Origin of the sequence: Variovorax sp. PDC80 (assembly GCF_900115375.1) — a bacterium.
In the GTDB taxonomy this organism is placed as follows: Bacteria; Pseudomonadota; Gammaproteobacteria; order Burkholderiales; family Burkholderiaceae_C; genus Variovorax.
The window spans coordinates 707,448-725,351 of the sequence record NZ_FOWG01000003.1 but is presented as its reverse complement, the minus strand read 5'-3'; the positions used below and the strand labels follow the sequence as shown (position 1 = coordinate 725,351).

Annotated in this window: 22 protein-coding genes; 2 read left to right on the top strand and 20 right to left on the bottom strand. The window is 70.7% G+C overall.

All coding sequences use genetic code 11. The annotated features are described in order from the left end of the window. The first annotated feature begins 79 nt into the window (after window positions 1-79). On the top strand, window positions 80-649 hold the full coding sequence (locus BM109_RS13260; RefSeq protein ID WP_093343369.1) for a tetratricopeptide repeat protein: 570 nt from the start codon (window positions 80-82) through the stop codon (window positions 647-649). Between the two features lie 61 nt (window positions 650-710). Then, window positions 711-1,181 (top strand): hypothetical protein, encoded by a 471-nt coding sequence (locus tag BM109_RS13255; protein ID WP_093343367.1) that lies wholly within the window; start codon window positions 711-713, stop codon window positions 1,179-1,181. A 26-nt stretch (window positions 1,182-1,207) separates the two neighbouring features. Here BM109_RS13255 and BM109_RS13250 read toward each other — a convergent pair whose 3' ends face one another. The 20 genes from BM109_RS13250 to flgA are packed head-to-tail and all read right to left on the bottom strand — an operon-like array spanning window position 1,208 to window position 17,899. Then, entirely contained in the window at window positions 1,208-2,494 is a 1,287-nt protein-coding gene (locus tag BM109_RS13250) for a tetratricopeptide repeat protein (RefSeq protein WP_093343366.1), read from the bottom strand. Window positions 2,495-2,546: 52 nt separating this feature from the next. After that, window positions 2,547-3,425 carry a sigma-70 family RNA polymerase sigma factor gene (locus BM109_RS13245; protein WP_093343364.1) on the bottom strand — a complete coding sequence of 293 codons (879 nt, stop codon included), beginning with the start codon at window positions 3,423-3,425 and terminating at the stop codon, window positions 2,547-2,549. A gap of 21 nt (window positions 3,426-3,446) precedes the next feature. Continuing rightward, window positions 3,447-4,514, bottom strand: a complete 1,068-nt coding sequence (fliP, locus tag BM109_RS41610; RefSeq protein WP_256222545.1) for a flagellar type III secretion system pore protein FliP — start codon at window positions 4,512-4,514, stop codon at window positions 3,447-3,449. Beyond that, the gene (locus BM109_RS13235) at window positions 4,514-5,032 is read right to left on the bottom strand and encodes a FliO/MopB family protein (RefSeq protein WP_093343363.1); all 519 of its coding nucleotides are present in this window, start codon (window positions 5,030-5,032) and stop codon (window positions 4,514-4,516) included. The genes fliP and BM109_RS13235 overlap by 1 nt, the downstream gene beginning before the upstream one ends. 3 nt (window positions 5,033-5,035) lie before the next feature. Beyond that, window positions 5,036-5,464, bottom strand: coding sequence for a FliM/FliN family flagellar motor switch protein (locus BM109_RS13230; RefSeq protein ID WP_093343361.1), 429 nt, complete (start codon window positions 5,462-5,464; stop codon window positions 5,036-5,038). Further along, complete coding sequence (locus BM109_RS13225; RefSeq protein WP_093343360.1) at window positions 5,461-6,414, bottom strand: FliM/FliN family flagellar motor switch protein; 954 nt, start codon at window positions 6,412-6,414, stop codon at window positions 5,461-5,463. Before BM109_RS13225 ends, BM109_RS13230 begins: the two co-directional genes overlap by 4 nt. After that, window positions 6,411-7,607, bottom strand: a complete 1,197-nt coding sequence (locus BM109_RS13220) for a flagellar hook protein FlgE (protein WP_093343358.1) — start codon at window positions 7,605-7,607, stop codon at window positions 6,411-6,413. The genes BM109_RS13225 and BM109_RS13220 overlap by 4 nt, the downstream gene beginning before the upstream one ends. A gap of 48 nt (window positions 7,608-7,655) precedes the next feature. Next, a complete protein-coding gene (locus BM109_RS13215) occupies window positions 7,656-8,057 on the bottom strand; it encodes a flagellar hook assembly protein FlgD (RefSeq protein WP_093343357.1) in 402 nt (133 codons plus the stop codon). Next, window positions 8,057-8,875: a hypothetical protein gene (locus BM109_RS40745; RefSeq protein WP_143129157.1), complete on the bottom strand. Its 819-nt coding sequence runs from the start codon at window positions 8,873-8,875 to the stop codon at window positions 8,057-8,059. The genes BM109_RS13215 and BM109_RS40745 overlap by 1 nt, the downstream gene beginning before the upstream one ends. Next, on the bottom strand, window positions 8,872-9,384 hold the full coding sequence (locus BM109_RS13205; protein WP_093343354.1) for a hypothetical protein: 513 nt from the start codon (window positions 9,382-9,384) through the stop codon (window positions 8,872-8,874). The genes BM109_RS40745 and BM109_RS13205 overlap by 4 nt, the downstream gene beginning before the upstream one ends. Beyond that, the gene (locus BM109_RS13200) at window positions 9,381-10,820 is read right to left on the bottom strand and encodes a FliI/YscN family ATPase (protein ID WP_093343352.1); all 1,440 of its coding nucleotides are present in this window, start codon (window positions 10,818-10,820) and stop codon (window positions 9,381-9,383) included. Before BM109_RS13200 ends, BM109_RS13205 begins: the two co-directional genes overlap by 4 nt. Before the next feature lie 5 nt (window positions 10,821-10,825). Further along, window positions 10,826-11,752, bottom strand: coding sequence for a FliH/SctL family protein (locus BM109_RS13195; protein ID WP_093343350.1), 927 nt, complete (start codon window positions 11,750-11,752; stop codon window positions 10,826-10,828). Then, entirely contained in the window at window positions 11,749-12,414 is a 666-nt protein-coding gene (locus BM109_RS13190; RefSeq protein ID WP_093343349.1) for a hypothetical protein, read from the bottom strand. Before BM109_RS13190 ends, BM109_RS13195 begins: the two co-directional genes overlap by 4 nt. Beyond that, entirely contained in the window at window positions 12,411-13,880 is a 1,470-nt protein-coding gene (gene fliF, locus BM109_RS13185; protein ID WP_093343347.1) for a flagellar basal-body MS-ring/collar protein FliF, read from the bottom strand. Before fliF ends, BM109_RS13190 begins: the two co-directional genes overlap by 4 nt. Further along, a complete protein-coding gene (gene fliE / locus BM109_RS13180) occupies window positions 13,877-14,227 on the bottom strand; it encodes a flagellar hook-basal body complex protein FliE (RefSeq protein WP_093343346.1) in 351 nt (116 codons plus the stop codon). Before fliE ends, fliF begins: the two co-directional genes overlap by 4 nt. Further along, window positions 14,224-14,694, bottom strand: a complete 471-nt coding sequence (gene flgC, locus BM109_RS13175) for a flagellar basal body rod protein FlgC (protein WP_093343345.1) — start codon at window positions 14,692-14,694, stop codon at window positions 14,224-14,226. The genes fliE and flgC overlap by 4 nt, the downstream gene beginning before the upstream one ends. A gap of 2 nt (window positions 14,695-14,696) precedes the next feature. Further along, window positions 14,697-15,080 (bottom strand): flagellar basal body rod protein FlgB, encoded by a 384-nt coding sequence (locus tag BM109_RS13170; RefSeq protein WP_093343343.1) that lies wholly within the window; start codon window positions 15,078-15,080, stop codon window positions 14,697-14,699. Between the two features lie 49 nt (window positions 15,081-15,129). Then, window positions 15,130-16,275, bottom strand: a complete 1,146-nt coding sequence (locus BM109_RS13165; protein WP_093343342.1) for a flagellar basal body P-ring protein FlgI — start codon at window positions 16,273-16,275, stop codon at window positions 15,130-15,132. After that, window positions 16,275-16,862, bottom strand: a complete 588-nt coding sequence (locus BM109_RS13160) for a flagellar basal body L-ring protein FlgH (RefSeq protein ID WP_093343341.1) — start codon at window positions 16,860-16,862, stop codon at window positions 16,275-16,277. The genes BM109_RS13165 and BM109_RS13160 overlap by 1 nt, the downstream gene beginning before the upstream one ends. After that, on the bottom strand, window positions 16,859-17,899 hold the full coding sequence (gene flgA / locus BM109_RS13155; RefSeq protein ID WP_256222544.1) for a flagellar basal body P-ring formation chaperone FlgA: 1,041 nt from the start codon (window positions 17,897-17,899) through the stop codon (window positions 16,859-16,861). Before flgA ends, BM109_RS13160 begins: the two co-directional genes overlap by 4 nt. Between the last annotated feature and the right edge of the window lie 5 nt (window positions 17,900-17,904).

Sequence of the window (17,904 nt, the reverse complement as noted above, 5' to 3'; positions counted from 1 at the left end):
GGCCAGTTACGCCGTCAGTTATGACAACAGCACAAGGCCAAGGCGAGAAATTCGGATCTTTCCAATAGAGGGACTTTTAATGCAACTCGATGAGCTTCTTTCTGCGGGTATTGCCGCGAGTCGTGCGAACGACGGCGAGCGTGCGATCGACTACTTCCAAAGAGCCCAGGCCTTCAATCCCAACTCGGGACTGCCGCAATTCCTATTGGGTTCTGAATACGCCGCCCTGGGCGACATGATCCAAGCCGAAGCCGCCTTCGCCAACGCAGCCCGACTGGCACCGGATTTCCCGCTGGCGCGTTACCAGCTAGGCCTGCTGCAATTCAGCTCGGGCCGCGCCGCGCTGGGCCTGCTGACCTGGCAGCCTCTGCTCGAACTGCCTGACACCGACCCACTGCCTCACTTCGTCAACGGCTTCGCAGCCCTGGCCCAGGACCAGTTCGATGAAGCATTGGCCTATTACGAGCAAGGCCTCCAGCGCAACACCGAGAACCCCGCCTTGTCGGGTGATATCGAGAAGGTGATCGCCGGCATCCGCTCGCTGCAGGCCTCCCAGCGCGACGATGCGCCCGCCGATCCTTCCGCGGACGAGGCCTCCGCCTCGCACGTGCTCCTGGCCAACTATCGGCAAAGCGGCCCCGGTCACTGAGGCAGGAGGGGACGATGGATAGACTCGGCATCCGTCCCCACGCCCCGAACTCGCCCCGCCCATGATCGATCCCTCCACCCAACTGGCCGCGATGATCCGCGCCCAGTTCGCGGCGCAGTTCCGCGCGCAGTCGCAGCAGCAGTCGGCGGGGCGTGGCGGCATTGCGGGGCAGGGCGCCCAGCGCAAGCCCGCCGACGCGTCGGAGAAGGCGCGCCGCGATCCCGCTGGCGACAGTGCGGATGGTGTCGACGGCTTCGGCGCGCCGGCCGATGCGGCTCAGTTGCAGCAGTTGGTGGCATTGCGCGTGCGCGCGCTGTCCCCGAACGATCCCCAGCGCGAGCGCAAGGCCTTCCGGCTCTTCCTCGAATCGGTGTTGGTCCAGGCCTTCGGTCGCGACCGGCTCGACGACAAGGGCTTCGACCAGATGGTCGATGCGGTGCTGCAGCGCATGGAAGGCGATGCCGAGCTGCACGCGGCCTTGCGCGAGGCCGGTGCGCTGCTGTTGTCGGAGTCCCAGCCGGCCGGCAAGTAACTGCCAGCGGAACTCGAAACTGCGGCTCAGTGCCCGTCGTTCGGGGCCGCCGACGAGGGCGTGCCATCCGACCCTGCCTCCGGCTCCGGAAACATCTCCCCCATGTCCCCGCCCAGCGGCGAGCTCCGCCCGCCCAGCAGCCGGCGCGCGAGCCGCTGCAGGTCTTTCGCATCCTTGACCTCGCCCGAGAGCAAAGCCTGCGCATAGCGACCCGAGACGTTCGCACGGTCCAGCCGCAGGGCCAGCTCGGCGTGTTCCTGTGCCTTCTCGCGCTCCGATTGCATGGCGAGCACGACGGCCAGGCCGCCGTGGCTTTCGGCGAAGTTGCGGTCGAGGTTGAGTGCGGTCTCGAAGGTGGCACGGGCCTCGGGCAGCTTGCCTTGAAGGATCTGGGCCCAGCCCAGGCCATGCCAGGTGCCGATGTGCTGGCCCATGACGGCCAGGGCGCGATGGAAGGCGTCGGTGGCGGCGTTGAGGTCGCCGCCCAGCAGGGCCGCGAAGCCCCAGGTGGACCAGGCACGGCCGTCGCCGGGATTGCGCTGCAACGCCACTTCGGCGAGCTGGCGCGCGCGCTCGGCATTGCGCGCGGCGAGCGCGAGCGAGGCCTGCGTGACGAAGGTCTCGACGGGTTGGTCGCTGGCGTCGCCATTTGAGAGGCTCAGGCCGGACCAGCGCTGCGCGGCGGCGAAATCGGCGGCATCGATCGCGATGAGCCCGGCCACGCCGGCGGCCTGCGGGTCGAGTCGTCCCTGCCGCTCGTTCTCGAGGGTCCAGCCGATGGCGCGGTCGAACTGGCCATCGTGATGCAGCGCGCGCAGCCACACCTGCTGCAGCGCGCGTTCGGCGATGGGCGTCGGTTGCGCGGCATCGGTCGCGACGTGGGCCGATCCTTCGAGCCGCGGCGCGAGGCGGTCGACGCAGACGCTGGGCTGGCCGCGGCGCATGTCGATGAAAGCCAGGTTGTGCAGCACGACATCGGCAAAGCCCGGCGGCGGATTCGGCGTGCCGGCCAGGCTTTCGAGCACGGACTGCGCATCGTCGTAGCGCTGCTGGGCCAGCCAGAAATCGCCTTCGCGCAGCCGCCATGCGAGGCCGTCGGTCTGCAGCGACTGGGCATGCCGCAGGTGGAATTCCGCGCGCTCCCATTCGCCGCAGGCAAGCGCGGTTTCGAAGGCATCGATCAGCATGGCGTTGTTGCGCGGGTCGTTGCGCAGGTAGCCGTCGAGCCGGTCGAGCCGCTGGCGCGCCGCCACCGTGCGCGGGTCGTCATGCGGCGATGCATCGGAGGTCGAGGTGGAGGTCGTATCGGTCATGCGGTGTCGGATGGAATGGAAACGGGGGACAAGCGAAAGGGGCGGCACGGGATCACAACGAGACATCGAGGCGGGCGTCGGCACTCAGCAGTTCCCGCAATCGCAACAGCGCCTGCCGGTGCAACTGCGAGACGCGGCCGCGGGTCACGCCCATCATCGCCGCAATGTCGTCGAAGGGCACTTCCTGCAGGTAGTGATGGCGGATGACGGTTCTCTGCTGTTCGCCGAGCCGGTCGACCAGGCTGCGGACGACGCTGCGCAGGCGATCGATCTCCGACTTCCGGAAGTAGCTGACCTCGGGCGAGGGCGCATGGGCTTCGCCGTCGAAGGCCTGGGCGTCGACCATCCCCGTGTCTTCGAGCATCACGCCGAGCGCGAGGCCGATGCCGACTTCGGCGAGATAGCGGAACAGCGCATCGGCGCTGCGAGACGGGGAGGAAGAGGCCGTGGCCGGCGCGTCGTCGGGCGCGGCCTCGGCCGCGGCCTGCTTCACCGCCTCGAGGCGCTCCTGGCGCAGCCGCATGCGTACGCTGATCTGCTGGTTCTTCTCGGTGAAGCTCGCGAGGCCGTTGAGCATGGCACCCTGCACGCGCCGCGCCGCGAAGGTCTTGAACTGCGCGCCCTGGGTGGGGTCGTAGCGGTCGATGGCTTCGAGCAGGCCCACGCGCGCGTACTGCAGGTAGTCGGCGAACTCGACCTCGTCGTGGGTGCGGCGGCCATAGAGCGTGGCGGCCATCATGCGGGCGTAGGGCAGGTAGTGGCCGATCAGCAGCTCGCGCGCCTCGGGATCGGCCCGGTCGCGCCAGCGCTGCCACAGAGGGAGCGTGTCGTCGTTCGCGCCCATGCCGCCGCCGGGCGCGTGCTCGCCCGCCTCGCCGGTTGCGGGCAGGGCAACCAGCGAGGGGGTGAGCGCGGAACCGAAGCGGGGCATGGGCGTCCGGTTGCCTTCAGGTCAGTGAAAGCTCCCGACCAGCGACTTGAGCACCAGGCTCCAGCCGTCCACCAGGATGAACATCAGCACCTTGAGCGGCAGCGCGATGGTGGTGGGCGGCATCATCATCATGCCGAGCGCCATCAGCACGCTCGAGACGATCAGGTCGATCAGCAGGAAGGGCAGGAAGATCACGAAGCCGATCTGGAAGGCCGAGCGCAGCTCGGACAGCATGAAGGCCGGAATGAGCTGCACGTTGCCGATGTCGTCCATGGAGCGCGGCATCGGCGCCTTCGACAGCTCGACCATCAGCGCGAGGTCGGCCTCGCGCGTCTGCCGCACCATGAACTCGCGCAGCGGCGCCACGCCCTTCTTGTAGCCGTCCTCCATCGAGAGCTTGCCGGCCATGAAGGGCTCGAAGGCATCCTGGTTCACCTTCTGCAGCACCGGCGACATGGTGAACAGCGTGAGGAACAGCGCAAGGCCGATCAGCACGGTGTTGGGTGGTGTCTCGTTCATGCCGATGGCATGCCGCAGCATCGACAGCACGACGATGATGCGCAGGAAGCTGGTCAGGCACACGAGCATGGCAGGCAGCACCGCGAGCACGGTGAGGCCCAGCACGACGCGCAGCGCCTGCGAGGTTTCGGTGGCCGGCGTGCTGAGCGGTGCGTTCGCGGCCTGGGGCGAGGGTGTGGAGGCGTTGTTGGCGGCGGCCGGCGTCTTGGCGCGAGGCGCGGGTGGTGTCGCGGCGGGTGGCGGTGCCGTGGGTGCGGTGGTGACCGGTGCCGTCGGCGTGGCGCTGGATGGCGAAGGCGGACTGGCGCTCGATGCGGGCTCGGGCGCATTCGGTGTGCCGACGACGGCGGGCGCGACGGGCGCCTGGACTGCGGGCGGTTCCATCGGCGTTTCAGTCGACGTCGGGGTGGTGGCCGGCGCCCCTTCGGACAACGCTGGCACTTCCGTCGATGGCGACTGGGCGAAGCCCGCCGAACCGAAGAGCGCAGCAGCGGCGAGCGTGCCTGCGGCGAGCAGCACCCGCGGCCAGGTCCAGCAGACACCGCGGTCCTTGGCGAGCATGCGCAGCATCACGAGTGAACCTCGCTCGGCGGCGCGGCGGGCGCTTCGGACAGCAGTTGCACCGATTGATCGGTGCAGCCCAGCAGCAGCTGGCGGCCATTCCACTCGACCACGTGCAGGCTGTGGCGCGGCGTCAGCCGGGTGCTCGCGATGCGGCGGATCTCGCGTTGCGCCGCGGTGTCGGGCAGGCCGGTCCAGCGCGTCAGCCAGGCCGGTGCGGCCGCCTGGCCCGCTGACTTGCGGCGCACGGCGACGATGCCCCAGCCCGCCAAGCCGGCAATGAAGACGGCCGCGATCCACCAGCGTCCATCGGCATCGTCCGAGCCGCCGGCGACGTTGTCGCGCTTCACAGGGATGCTGGGCGGCAGGCTGCCGACGCTGCCCGAGCCGCTCGCGGTGCCGGAGGCCGCGCTCGGTGATTCCTGCGCGCGAACGCCCGGTGCGCCGATCAGCAGGGCGGCGACCAGACCGAGCCCGATCCATCCGCCACGCCGGGCCTTCGCCCCCGCCTGCCACCATTCCCTCATGCTTCAGCTTCCCGACCCGAGGCCCAGTGCGACCGGCAGTTCGGTGATGCGCACGGCGAAGTGGCCGTCGACTGCCACCAACTGACCGCGCGCCACGACCTTGCCTTCGATGGTGAGGTCCACCGGCTGGTCGATGCCGCGGTCGAGCCGCAGCACCTGATGCTCCTTGGCACCGAGCAGCTCGCCGACCGTCAGCGTCGCTTCGCCGACGCAGACCTGCAGCCGGGCCTTGATCTGGTGCAGCGGGTTCCAGTCCTTGAGCACGGCGGCGCCGCCGGCCGATGCGCCGCCGTCGCCTTCCGCGCCTGCATGCAGGTCGGGCAACGAGATGATCTGGGCGGTCGGTACGCGACTTTCCGCGCGTTGTTCATTGGCGCTCGGCGATGCGCCGACGCGGTGGGTGGCGGCAATGCCTTCCATGGTTTGGGTCATGACTTTTCTTCCTTCGATGGCAATGGGCGCGGCGATGCGCCGGCGGGAGATACGGTGACGGTGGGTGAGGTGGCGAGACGCGTGAGCTCGATCGCGATGCGGCCTTCGCTCTGTCCGAGCCAGCCGTCGCAGACCTGCTGGCCGTCGGTGCCGACGACGATGGCCGGCGTGTCGAGGCGATGCGCGAGCGGCACGACGTCGTCGAGCCGCAGGCCCTGCAACTGGCCGAGGTTGAGTTCGGCGCCTTCGAGCAACACGCGCAAGGTCACGGGCTGATCGGACAGGGCGCGGTCGAGGCGTTCCTTCGGCGACGAGGCCGGCCTGTCCGCCGGCTCGGGGGGAATCGTTTGCGCGGACCCGAGCAACGCGGCCACGGCCTCGTGCGGCAGGTCCAGCGTCCAGAGGCCGCCACACCAGGGCCAGCGCAGTTGCAGCGCGCCCGACCAGGCATGCGACGGCGTTTCGGCGGAGGCACCGGCCGCGGCGCTTCGTGGTGCGAGCGCGAAGCCGTTGAGCGCGGTGTCGATGCGGTGCAGCCAGTCGTTCCAGGCCGCGAGCGCGATGCGGTCGGCGATGCGGCCCGGATGGGCGCCGCCCGCGACAGCTGGCGCGGCTTCGGTGCCGAACATCGCCGCGCCGATCGCGAGCAGCGCGGCGTCGTGCGGCGCGCCGGAACCCGACGCGCGGCGCGATGCGGACGCGAACGCCCATGAAGCGGCGGCGTCGGATTCGCCGGCTGCTTCGATGACCTGCACCTCCGGTTCGCGCGCGCCGGCATCGCGCAGCGGCAGCCACTCGGCAACCCAGTCCTGGTGCAGCGCGACCATGCGCCAGCGCACGTGCTCCTTCTGCGACGCCGGCCAACTGCGCAGCGGCCGCGCCTGGAGCGCGGACGCCGCCGGATCGAGCAAGGCCGAGGCGGTGGGATCGACAGCAAGGGTCGCGTTCATTTGCTCTTCATCGAGAACAGTTGCTGCAGCATCTCGTTGGCGGTCGATACCACCTGCGAACTGGCCTGGTAGCCGCGCTGCATGATCACGAGGTCGCTGAATTCCTGCGACAGGTCGACATTCGAGATCTCGACCCGGCCCGAGACGACCTTGCCAAACGCGCCTTCGCTTGCGCTGCCGAAGTGCCAGGCCGCCTTGTCCGCGATGTCGAACTGGTTGCCACCCAGGCTCACGACCGCATCGGGCGAGTCGAAGCGCGCCAGCGCCAGGCGGGCGCCCTTCACGGTCTGCCCGTTGGTGTAGCTGATACGAAGCGTGCCGGTGTCGTCGAAGGCCGCGCCGCTCAGGGTGCCGGGAGGAATGCCGTCCTGGTTGTTGAGCTTCAGCGTGGTGGCGCCGTCGAGCAGCGAGACGCCGGTGCCGAAATCCAGCGTCAATGCCTGCGGCGGCAGCCCGGTGGGCTTGTACTGCAGGGCCAACTGCGCGGTTTGCGCCGTCGGCTTGCCGTTCGCGAACACGAGCTTGCCCGTCGCGAGCACCGTCGACGCGTCCATCAGCTCGACCTTCACCGACATGTTCGCGCCTTCCGGCGTGATCGAGGAGAAGCGCAGGATCAGCGCGTGCCGCGTGCCGGCACTGTCGATGACCGTGATGCCCTCGATCGACTGGGAGGCGTTGTCGACCGGCTTGGCATTGAGCGTGCCCTCGAACTTGAGCTTGGTGGTCGGCTGGCCGTTGTGCGAGCCCTGTCCGGCGATGCTGATCGGCACGAACTTGCCGTTCTCGCCCGATGCCATGACCTTCTCGCCGCCGATGCGGTTGACCAGCGTGCCATCGGGATCGAACTTGAACTGGCCCGCGCGCGTGTAGCGTGTCTGCCCATCCTCGTTCTCCAGCACGAACAAGCCCTGGCCGTCGACCGAGAGGTCGAGCTCGTTGCCGGTCTGGCGCAGTTCGCCCTGCTTGAACGAGAGGCTGGTGCCGGCGGTGTTGAGGCCGAAGCCGAGCTGGCTCGGTCCCTGCTGGGTGCCGCCGCCACTGAGGTTGGCTCCTGTGTAGAACAGGTCGGTGAACTGCAGGCTCGAACTCTTGAAGCCCGGCGTGTTGAGGTTGGCCGTGTTGTTGGCGATCACGCGCAGCCCGCGCGAGTAGCCCAGGAGGCCGGTCATTCCGACATAGATGGATTCGAGCATGGAAATCTCCCTGTGCTGTGGTCGTTGCGGTGGCCCGGGTTCGCGTGCCTAGCGAACCGAAATGATCTGGCTCAGCGAGATGTCGGTGAGCGTGGCGCCCGTGGAGGTGCGCACGGTGATCATCGGCGCCTCGCCCGAGAGCGACAACGCGCTCACGGTGCCGCTGGCGGTGCCCGACTGGGTGTTGATGTCGACCGTCTTCCCGATCAGGCCCACCGACTGCAGCGCGGCCTGGTTGGTGATCAGCGTCTTGATGCTGTCGTTGAGCTGCTGCGTCTGCTGCAGGTTGGTGAACTGCGCCATCTGCGCCATGAACTGCTGGTTGTCCATGGGCTTCAGCGGATCCTGGTAGGTCAGCTGGGTCAGCAGGATCTTGAGGAAGTCCTCCATGCCGAGGCTGGAGGACTGCAGGTTGGTGGCGGCGGAGGCGCCCACTGAATCGATGGCCATCAGATCTCCTTGGAGCCGGTTGAATCGAACATGTCGTGCGTAGGGCTCTCGCCCTGGATGAATTCGCCGTCGCGCCAGACCAGGCGGCCGTTGCAGACGACCTGGTGCAGGTGGCGTCCCTGCTGCTTCTGGGCGCGTTGAAGATCGAGCACCAGCTGCGGCAGCAGGGCCGCCAGCGGTCGGTCGTTGGCGCGCATGGCGATCCACAGCGCCTGGCCGGAAGGCGTCGACTCCTCGTGCAGCCGGATCGGTGCCTGCGGGTCCTGGGGCGTGGCGTTGGCGGGATCGGTGTCGCCGGCTTGGGGTGGGTCTTCCGAGACGGCGGACGCACCCTGCGCGGGCGAAGCGTTCCACAGAGGCGAGCGCGCTCCGACTTGGGCGCTGTGGCGCTCTTCGATCGGGGGGGCCGGGTCTGTAGCGAAGGCCTTGGCGTTGACGCTTGAAGCGGTGGGTGTGCCGGGCAGGTGCGGTGAAAGCGTTCCCTGAAACCCGGATGGCGGCGCCGGCGAAGTCACTGGCGACCAGGGCGCCATGCGGATCGACGGCGCGGGCATGCCAGGTGTCGCGGGGCCAGTGCCGCTCGCTTGCCGCGTGGCTTTCGCCGCGCGCGGGCCGGGCTGCGACGCTCCCTGCGAAGTGCCACGGCCTTCGTCCCGCGGCGTCGGCTTGAACCAGCCCGACAACTGCGCGCGCTCCATCTCGCGCTGCCATGCCAGTTGCTGCTGCGGATCGTCGCCAGAGTCTGCCGGCGTCGCTGGTTCGCGCGATGCGGGCCATGCGGCGGGCGGCAGTCCCGCGCCGATGTGCGGGTTCGTCATGGCTGCTGCTCCTTCACCGTAACCGGCGTGCCGCGCCGCGCGAGCCAGTCCCGGTCCTGCTCGTTGGCATTGCGCTGGCGGATCTCGTGCGCGTAGTCGGTCAAGGCGTCTTCCTTGTGGCGGTCCAGGCCGTCGAGGCGCAGCCGCCGCTCGGTGCATTCGCGGCGCAGTTCGTCGCGCGCCAGCCGCTGCGTGTCGCGCAGGGTCTCGACCTCCTTCGAGCGCTCGCGCAGGTGCGTGAGATAGCCGAGTGCGCGCCGATGGGCGCCGGGGTCGAGGCGGCGCAGCGTCGCTTCGCTCAGCGCGCGGGCCTGGGCATCGTGGGTTTCGCGCAGTTGCTTCAATTGCGCCTCGGTCTGGTCGAGCAGCGTCTGCGCGCGGCCCAGCGCGGCCAGGCAGCGGTCGAGCTGCCACTGCTGCCGCTGCCGCACCGGTTCGAGCGGGTAGGAGAAGCCGCGGATGTCGACATCGCGCGCCGCGGTCGAGGGCGTCGATGCGGTGGCGTTCATGGCTTGGCTCCGCCGCGGGTGGGCATCTGCATCTGCATGGGCGCGGGCATCGCCAGGGACGTTGGCGCTGGTGCGGCCGCCGGGCCGAACAGTTCCTGCAGGCCGCGGATGGATTCCGCATGCGGCACGCCGCCCGTGCTCTGCCGCAACCAGGCCAGCAGCCGGGGCTCGAGCGCGATGGCGCGATCCAGCTCGGCATTGGCGCCTTGTTCGTAGGCGCCGATGTCGATCATCTGGCGATTGCGTTCCAGCACCGCGAGGTACTGCACCGCCGTTGCCGCCAGCGCGCGCTGGCGTTCGTCGGCCAGGTCGGGCATGAGGCGGCTCACGCTCTTGAGCACGTCGATGGCGGGATAGTGGCCGCGGTGCGCGAGCTGGCGCGACAGCACGATGTGGCCGTCGAGGATGGCGCGCAGGGCATCGGACACCGGCTCGTTGAAATCGTCGCCCTCCACCAGCACGGTGAGCAGCGCGGTGATCGAGCCGCCGCCGGGGGCCGTGCCGCAGCGCTCGCAGAGTTCGGGCAGCTCGGCGAACACCGAGGGCGTGTAGCCGCGCGCGGTCGGTGGCTCGCCGGCCGACAGGCCGACCTCGCGCCGCGCCATCGCGAAGCGCGTGATCGAGTCCATGGTGAGCAGCACGTTGCGGCCGTCCTCACGGAAGTACTCGGCGATCGCGAGCGCGGCATAGGCCGCGCGCAGCCGCGCCAGCGCGGGCTGGTCGGAGGTCGCGACCACCACCACCGAGCGCGCGAGGCCCTCGGGGCCCAACTGGTTCTCGATGAATTCGCGCACCTCGCGGCCGCGCTCGCCGATCAGCGCGATCACGTTGACGCCGCCACGCGGATCGTTGCCGCCCTGCGCTTTCACATGGCGCGCCAGCAGTCCCAGCAGCGTGCTCTTGCCGACGCCGCTGCCCGCGAAGATGCCCACACGCTGGCCCTGGCCCAGCGTGAGCAGGCCGTCGATGCTGCGGATGCCGGTTTCCATCACGCGCCGGATCGGCGGGCGCTGCATCGGATTGATCGGCGACGCCTTGAGCGGCCGCCGCGCGACCACGGTGGGCGCGGGCTGGCCGTCGAGCGGGTTGCCGAAGCCGTCGATCACGCGCCCGAGCAGGGCCGGGCCGACGCCGAGCTGCGACTCCACGCCGAGCGCGCGAACCTCGCAGCCGGCCGCGATGCCGTCGAGCGCGCCATAGGGCATCAAGGTGACGCGGCCCGGCTTGAGGCCGACCACCTCGGCCAGCACGCCGGCCGCTTCGTTGGCCGGGTCCGCCGATTCGCCACCGCGAACCATGATGCGGCAGAGCTCGCCCACGGCCGCGTCGGGGCCCGTGGCATCGATCGCCAGTCCCTGCATCTCGCGCACCCAGCCGATGCGCCGACGCAGGTCGGTGGCGCGCAGGGTCTGGCGGGCGGTGGCGAGCGCGTTCATCGGTGTCAGCGTCCGGTCGTCGAGGGGGGGACGGCCGCGCGGGCCGCGGTGCGCGATTGCGCGAGCAACCGGGCCAGCGCGCGCAACTGGGTCTCGAGTCGCGCGTCGATCCCGCCCTGTGGCGATTGCAGGATGCAGCCGCCGAGCGCGAGCGCGGGATCGGCGACCCATTGCACCTCGCCGTCCTCGGCGGGCAGCGGGCCGCCGGCCGCGGCGGTGGCATCGCGCAGCACGGCCAGGTCGTCGGGATGCAGGTGCACGGCCACCAGCGGTTTGCCGCGCAGGCCGGTCCTGACATGCGCCAGTTGCGCGCGGATGCCTTCGGGCGTGACCGCGTGGGCCCCGAGGATCTTGCAGACCGACTCGAAGCACAGCGCCAGCATGTCGTCCTCGGCATCGGCCAGCCGCGCCTCGATCTGCGCGGGCACGGCGGCGAGCAGCGTGTCGAGCTTCTGCAGCCGCGCCTTCAGCGTGGCCTGTTCCTGTTCGCCGCGTTCGCGCGCGGCCTGTGCCTGTTTCTCGAAGCGTGCCTCGAGCTCGCGCGTGGCCTTCTGCAGCGCCTGGTCCGCACGCGCGGCGGCCTGGCGCGCCTCCTCGGCGGCCTGGGCGCGGCCTTGGGCCAGGCCTTCCTCGTAGCCGCGGCGCTCGGAAGCGCCGCCATCGTTGGCACTGGCGGGGCCGGTCGCCGCGGCTTGCGGCTGGGGTGCCGCGACATTCGGCTCGGTCCGTCGCGCCGGCTGCACGGGCACGACGTTCGGCGCATGCGCGCGCGTGGATCCCTCCGCCGGCCGGGCTTCGTGCGCGCGGGGACGCGCGAGCGAGACCTGGCCGCGCACCGCCACGTCGCGCAGCACGACCGAGTGCGCCGCTGCCTGCGCTGCGGCATCGGCCTCGCGAGGCGCGGGCGAGGGGACCAGCGGACGGTCGTTCATCGATGCGCTCCGCGTGCCGCGGCGCCGGGACGCAGCAGCCGGCTCAGCGATTGCTTCCAGCCCGCGACGCGCTCGCGCGCCGGCGTCGCGGCGGCAGGCTGCTGGCGCAGCCGCAGCGCCACGGCGTCGACCAGCGCGGCGCGCAGGGCCGGCGGCATGTCCGCGGCATTCGAGGCCTCGTCGATCGCGCTCTCGACCCGGCGCCGTTGCACCGGATCGAGCGCCTGCAGCAGGGCATGGCGCCAGGGCCAGTCGCTCAGGCGAAGGAACTGGGCGACCAGGCCCGCCGGTTCGCTGCGCAGGCTGGCCGCGAGCAGCGGCATCTGGCTGTCGGCGAGGCGGCGCAGCCAGGCTTCGTCGGACACGGGTGTTTCGAGCCAGGCGTCGTCGATGCGGTCGTCGAGGCCGGTCGGGGCGGCCGGCGCCGCGGCGGCGGTGGCTTCTGCGATCAGGCTCGGGTCGCGCTCGATGCCCAGTTCTTCGAGCTCGCGCAGCAGCGCCTGCAGCCCGTCGCGTTCCGCGGGCTGCAGGCTGGCCAGCACCCAGTCGCGATCGGCCGGCGCCATGGCGTGCAGCAGCAGCGCCGCATGGCGCGCGCCGCCGGCGCCCAGGGCGTCAGCGCCGGTTGCCTGCGGGAGCGATGCCGCGAAGTTCGGGTTCATCCCGGTTGCCTCCTGTTTCCGGCCGAGGTCGATCCGGCCGGCTCGCGCACCCAGTCGCGCACGCGGCGCAACGCGGCGGCGCGTTCGGCCTCCGACAGCGGCGCGGGGTCGCGGCGCTCGCGCGGGGCGGGCGCACGCCGGCCGGCACGCAGCACGAGAAAGGCCAGCACCACGATCACGATCGCCGCGATCAGCCAGTGCAGCAGTTCGGGGGCCGATTTGTCGCTGCCCGGCGCACCCGCGGCCGGCGCGGATTCGCCGCCATCGGTGGCGGCGGGCGCGAGCGCGGCTGCCGGCTCGGCCGACTGCATCGCCGCGCCCGCGAGCGACTGCACGACGACGGTGTCGCCGCGTTCGAGCGTGGCGCCGACGGCAGCCGCGATGACCTTGCGCAGCTGTTCTTCCTGCGCGGCATCGAGTGCCTTGCGCACCACCGCGACCACCTGCACGCGGCGGATCGAGCCGGGCTGGCTCACGACCTGCTCGACGCGCCGCCCCACCGCGTACTCCACGTCGCGCTGGGCGCTGCCGCCGCGCGGGCCGCCGCTGTCGGTCACGCGCGTGTCGAGCGCCGAGCCGGCGTCGCGCAGCGTCTCGCGTTCGCGCACGACCACGCCGGTCGACTGCAGGCCGGCGCGGTTCGCGGCCGGCAGCACGTCCTCGGTGGTGGTGCGGATCTGGTCCATGTTGAGCGTCACGTCGACGCTCGCGAGGGCCTGGCCCGGGCCGAAGCTGCGGTCGAGCACCGCAGTGACCTTGCGCGACAGGTAGGCCTCGGTGTCGCGCTTGAGGTCGAGGCGTGCGCCGCCGGCCTCGCCCTCGGCGTTGCCGGTTTCGTGGCGCGTGAGTGCGACGCCGTGGCTGTCGACGATGGTCACGTCCTGCATCGCCATGCCGGGCACCGCCGCCGCCACCAGCCGCTGCACGCCGACCACCTGCTCGGGCCGCAGCGCCAGGCCCTGGCGCATCGTCAGCGTGATCGACGCGGTCGCCTTCGAGGTCGCCTGCTTGAACAGGCCCTGCTCGGGCAGCGCCAGCAGCACGCGGACCTCGCGCACCTCCGACAGCGACTGGATCGTGCGCGTCAGCTCGCCCTGCAGCGCGCGCTGGTAGTTGATCTTCTGCGCGAACTCGGTCATGCCGAAGTCGGTGTTGTTGAACAGCTCGAGGCCGACCGCGCCCTGCAGCGGCAGTTCCTTGCCCATGAGCTTGATGCGCGTGGCGTGCACCGTGGCCTTGTCGACCAGGATGGCCGTGCCGTTGTCGCCGAGCCGGTACGGGATCTTCAGCCGCTCCAGCTCGGTGGTCATGGCCTGCGCGTCCTGGGGCTTGAGGTCCGCGAACAGCACCTGGTATTCGGTGCGAAAGGTCCACCATGCCAGCGCCGCAGTGGCGAGCACGATGAGCACGATGCCCGCGATCAGGCCGGCGCGGGCGCGCTGCGTGAGTCCTTGCCAGAAAGTCATATCGGCATCTTCATGACGTCTTGATAGGCCTCGAGCAGACGGTTACGCACCTGCATCATGAGCTGGAAGGTCACGCGGCTTTCCTCCAGGTTGATCATGATCTGGTGCAGGTTCTGCGCATCGCCGACCGCGAGCTTCTGCAGGTCGACCTGGCTCGAGATCAACTGGTCGTTGACCTTCGAGAGGCCATCGGTGACGAGGTGGCCGAACGAGCCGCCGGTGCTCGCGGTGGCCGCGGGCGCTTCGGCGGCTGCCGTGCCGCCGGCCAGCGATTGCGCGGCCGTGGCCATGGCCTGGGCCTGCGGCGACAGCGCGGCGATCGCCTCGACCGGAAGGAAGCCGCTCATGCGTTGCTCCCGATGTCGAGGGCGCGCAGCGCCAGCGTGCGGCTGGTGTTCATGGCCGACACGTTGGCTTCGTAGGCGCGGGTGGCGCTCATCATGCTGACCATTTCGGTCGCCGTGTCGACGGCCGCGTAGCTCACATAGCCGCGCGCGTCGGCCAGCGGATGCCCGGGTTCGTAGACGAGCCGGGGCGGCGTCTGCGAGGCGACGACCTGCACCAGCGGCGCGGCCATGGGCACGGCGCCGCCATCGAGGCCCTGGTCGACCAGCGCACCGAAGGCACCGGCCGCGGCGTCGCCACCGGCGGCGAACGACTGCGCCTGCGCGACCACGCGCAGCGGCTGGTAGCTGGCACCGCCCACGCCCTGCACCGTGTTGGCGTTGGCGAGGTTGAGCGCCGCCACGTCCACGCGGGTGCGCTCGATGTTCATGCCGATCGCGCTGATGGCGAAGGATTGGTTGTAGTCCATGGTCATTTCCTGCCGTCGCCGGCCGCCATCGAAAGAATGGAGAGATGCCGCGACAGGCCCTTGACGAGCGCCTGGTAGTGCACCGCGTTGCGCGCCATCTCGGCGGCCTCGACGTCGAGCTGCACCGGCTGCGGCGTGCCGTCCGCATCGACCGCGGGTTCGATGTGCGGGCGCACCTGGCTCAGCGCGAAGGTGTCGAGGCGTCCGGTCTGCGCCATGCCGCGGCGCGCATCGAGCAACTGCGCCTCGAAGCTCACGCGCTGCGGCACGTAGTCGATCACGTTCGCGTTGGCGATGTTGGTGGCGATGGCCTGCTGGCGCAGGCTCGCCGCATCGAGCGCCAGGGCCAGCGCCGAGCGGGTCACGGCTTCGATTCCGTCGGTCATGTCGGTCTCCGGGGAAGGGTTGTCTGGGTTGCGTGGAGGAGGGGCCCGGTCATTGCACGATCAGTTCGCCGTGCAGCGCGCCTGCGGCCTTGACCGCGCGCAGGATCGAGATCACGTCGCGCGTGCTGGTCTTGAGCCGGGCCAGCGACTGCACGAGGTCGGACACCGTGTTGGAGCCGGTCACGAAGCCGGTGCCGGCGGGTTCGTCGACGTCGATGCGCGTGTTGGTGACGATCGCTGTGCGGATGTCGGGACCGCCGCCCCAGACGCCGTAGGGCTGCGACGCCGTGTTCTGGTTCGAGATCGCGATCTTGATGTCGCCGTGCGAGATCGCGACCTTGGAGATGCGCACGTCGCCGCCCGAAACCACCGTGCCGGTGCGTTCGTTGATCACCACCTTGGCGCGGCGGTCGGGCTCGACCATCACGTTCTCGATGCGCGTGAACAGGCCGACCAGCTCGTCGCGCTGGCCGGGCGGCACCGCGATCTCGATGCCCGAGGCGTCTCGCGCCTTGGCGAGGCCGCCGCCGAGCTGGCTGTTGATGGCGGCCGCGACGCGGTTGGCGGTGGTGAAGTCGGGCTCGCTCAGCACGAAGGTCACGCTCTGGCGCTCGTCGAGCATCGCGGCGCGCACGCCCACTTCCACCGTGGCGCCGTTGGGCACCGAGCCGGCGGTCGGGTGGTTTTTCTGCACCACGTTGCCGTTGGCGTCGTAGCGGTAGCCGCCGACCGAGAGGCCGCCCTGCGCCAGCGCATAGACGCGGCCGTTGGCGCCCTTGAGCGGCGTGAGCAGCAGCGTGCCGCCGACCAGGCTGCGCGCGTCGCCGGCGGAGCTCACCGTGACGTCGAGCGTGTCGCCTTCGCGCGCGAAGGTCGGCAGCGTGGCGCTGACCATGACCACCGCGACGTTGCGGCTTTGCACCTGCTCGGGCGCGATCGTCAGGTTGAACTGCGACAGCACGTTGGCCAGCGACTGGCGCGTGGTGCGGTTCGAGGGCGAGTCGCCGGTGCCGGCGAGGCCGGTGACGATGCCGGTGCCGAACAGCGCGTTGTCGCGCCAGCCCTGGAGCTTGCCGAGGTCCTTGACGCGGATCGCGTCGGCCGCGCTGGCGTGCATGACGCCGCCGCAGAGGACCGAGGCCACCAGCGCCGCGCGCAGCAGGCCCGAGGCCAGGGTGAAGATCGATGGCTTCATCAGAATCCCCAGATGTCCATGATGCGGCGCCACAGGCTGCGCCGGGCGCGGTCGGAGATGTCGCCTTCGCCCACGTAGGTGATGCGCGCATCCGCCAGGCGCGTGGACAGCACCACGTTGCCGTCGGAGATGTCCTGCGGGCGCACGCGGCCCTCGAGGTTGACCTTCTGCAGCTCGTTGTTGACCGTGAGCTGCTGTTCACCCGCCACGCGCAGTTCCTGGTTCGGCAGCACTTCCTTCACGGTGACGGTGAGCGTGGCCAGCAGCCGGTTGGCGCGCTGGGTGCGCCCGCCGCCGTCGAACTCGCCGGACAGGCCGATGCCCAGTTGCCCGATCACCCGGTTGCCGGTCTGCGTGACCGAGCCGTTGATGTCGTTGGAGCGCCGCGTGCCGGTGTCGGCGCTGCTGCTGGCGGACGAGTTCTCGAACACCTGGATGGTCAGCGAATCGCCGATGCGGAAGGCCTTGTTGTCGGCCGTCAGCGGGCGGAAACTGCCTTCCTGGTAGAGGCTTTCCGCGGCGGCCGGCAAGGCGGCGGCGCAGGAGAGCAGCAGTGCGAGGGCGGTGGTTCTCAGGCCGCGTTTCATGGCTGCACCTCCACCTGGCCCGGACCGGTGACGCGCGCGACGACCTCGCCGCCGGCCCCCGGCACCTTGACGCGCACCAGCTGTCCCTTGCGGCCGTCCTGCAAAACCTCGACCCGGCTTTCCACCGTGACATCGCCACTGTGGGCGAGCAGTTGCGCCCAGTTGCCGCGCGTGACCGCGGGCATTGGCTCGAGGTGGGCGTCGGTCAGCACCTCGCCGAGTTTGAGCGCGCGGCGCAGCCGCTGGCCGGTCGCTTCGGGTGCGGAGGACGCGGCCAGCGGCACGCCTTGGCGAAGCTCCGCGAGATTGACTTCGCGCGAGGTGGTCGCACCGCGCAGCGTGACGGTATCGACCGCGGTCCCGCTGTCGAGCCGCGCGGCCGCCACCGTGACCGGGGCCCAGGCGGCCACGTCGAAGCTGATGGCCGTGGTGCGCATGAAGCGGTCGTCGACCCAGGCATCGACCCAGACCAGCATGCGGCGCGACGGTGTGGCCGCGGCGGACAGCGGCCGCACCCGCAGCACGGCATTGCCGGCCGGCAGCGTGAGGTCGCGCGCGGTGGACACGGCCTGCACCTCCGCGCGCAGGCTGCGCTGGGAGAGCCAGTGCATGAGCGCCGAGCGCGCGGCGTCGACCACGGTGTCGCCCGGCAGTTCCTGCGCTGCGGCCTCGATGGCGGTTTCGCCCGCGCCGCTCCAGCGAATGGCGGGGCCCGTGCCGTCGCCCGCATACAGGCCGCTGCGCGCGGCGACCCAGCGTTCGAGCGTGTCGCGTTCGAGCAGCGCCGGCGAGCCCGGCCGCGGTGCGGCGCCGACGGGCAGCGCCATCAATTGGCGCAGCATGGGCAGGTCGCGCGCGGTGAGGTAGGCAATGTCGCCGAGCCGCACCTGGCCCTGCGGCACCTGCACACGGGGGCGCAGCTCGATCGACACGGCGGCGGCGCCATCGGCCGCCGCGGTCGCGGGCAGCGTCGCCATCGTCGCCAGCAGCGCCATCGCCGACAGCGCGATCACCCGCGCCGGATGCCGTGCGCGCAACGCCG

Bases quoted from the DNA above. Each gene is read 5' to 3' on its own strand.
- BM109_RS13250 (WP_093343366.1), bottom strand. From the start codon at position 2,494: ATGACCGATACGACCTCCACCTCGACCTCCGATGCATCGCCGCATGAC.
- BM109_RS13260 (WP_093343369.1), top strand. From the start codon at position 80: ATGCAACTCGATGAGCTTCTTTCTGCGGGTATTGCCGCGAGTCGTGCG.
- BM109_RS13220 (WP_093343358.1), bottom strand. From the start codon at position 7,607: ATGCTCGAATCCATCTATGTCGGAATGACCGGCCTCCTGGGCTACTCG.
- BM109_RS13205 (WP_093343354.1), bottom strand. From the start codon at position 9,384: ATGAACGCCACCGCATCGACGCCCTCGACCGCGGCGCGCGATGTCGAC.
- BM109_RS13245 (WP_093343364.1), bottom strand. From the start codon at position 3,425: ATGCCCCGCTTCGGTTCCGCGCTCACCCCCTCGCTGGTTGCCCTGCCC.
- fliF (WP_093343347.1), bottom strand. From the start codon at position 13,880: ATGACTTTCTGGCAAGGACTCACGCAGCGCGCCCGCGCCGGCCTGATC.
- BM109_RS13170 (WP_093343343.1), bottom strand. From the start codon at position 15,080: ATGACCGACGGAATCGAAGCCGTGACCCGCTCGGCGCTGGCCCTGGCG.
- BM109_RS13215 (WP_093343357.1), bottom strand. From the start codon at position 8,057: ATGGCCATCGATTCAGTGGGCGCCTCCGCCGCCACCAACCTGCAGTCC.
- fliP (WP_256222545.1), bottom strand. From the start codon at position 4,514: ATGCTGCGCATGCTCGCCAAGGACCGCGGTGTCTGCTGGACCTGGCCG.
- BM109_RS13160 (WP_093343341.1), bottom strand. From the start codon at position 16,862: ATGAAACGCGGCCTGAGAACCACCGCCCTCGCACTGCTGCTCTCCTGC.
- BM109_RS40745 (WP_143129157.1), bottom strand. From the start codon at position 8,875: ATGACGAACCCGCACATCGGCGCGGGACTGCCGCCCGCCGCATGGCCC.
- BM109_RS13195 (WP_093343350.1), bottom strand. From the start codon at position 11,752: ATGAACGACCGTCCGCTGGTCCCCTCGCCCGCGCCTCGCGAGGCCGAT.
- BM109_RS13190 (WP_093343349.1), bottom strand. From the start codon at position 12,414: ATGAACCCGAACTTCGCGGCATCGCTCCCGCAGGCAACCGGCGCTGAC.
- BM109_RS13235 (WP_093343363.1), bottom strand. From the start codon at position 5,032: ATGAGGGAATGGTGGCAGGCGGGGGCGAAGGCCCGGCGTGGCGGATGG.
- BM109_RS13255 (WP_093343367.1), top strand. From the start codon at position 711: ATGATCGATCCCTCCACCCAACTGGCCGCGATGATCCGCGCCCAGTTC.
- BM109_RS13230 (WP_093343361.1), bottom strand. From the start codon at position 5,464: ATGACCCAAACCATGGAAGGCATTGCCGCCACCCACCGCGTCGGCGCA.
- BM109_RS13200 (WP_093343352.1), bottom strand. From the start codon at position 10,820: ATGAACGCGCTCGCCACCGCCCGCCAGACCCTGCGCGCCACCGACCTG.
- flgC (WP_093343345.1), bottom strand. From the start codon at position 14,694: ATGGACTACAACCAATCCTTCGCCATCAGCGCGATCGGCATGAACATC.
- fliE (WP_093343346.1), bottom strand. From the start codon at position 14,227: ATGAGCGGCTTCCTTCCGGTCGAGGCGATCGCCGCGCTGTCGCCGCAG.
- BM109_RS13225 (WP_093343360.1), bottom strand. From the start codon at position 6,414: ATGAACGCGACCCTTGCTGTCGATCCCACCGCCTCGGCCTTGCTCGAT.
- BM109_RS13165 (WP_093343342.1), bottom strand. From the start codon at position 16,275: ATGAAGCCATCGATCTTCACCCTGGCCTCGGGCCTGCTGCGCGCGGCG.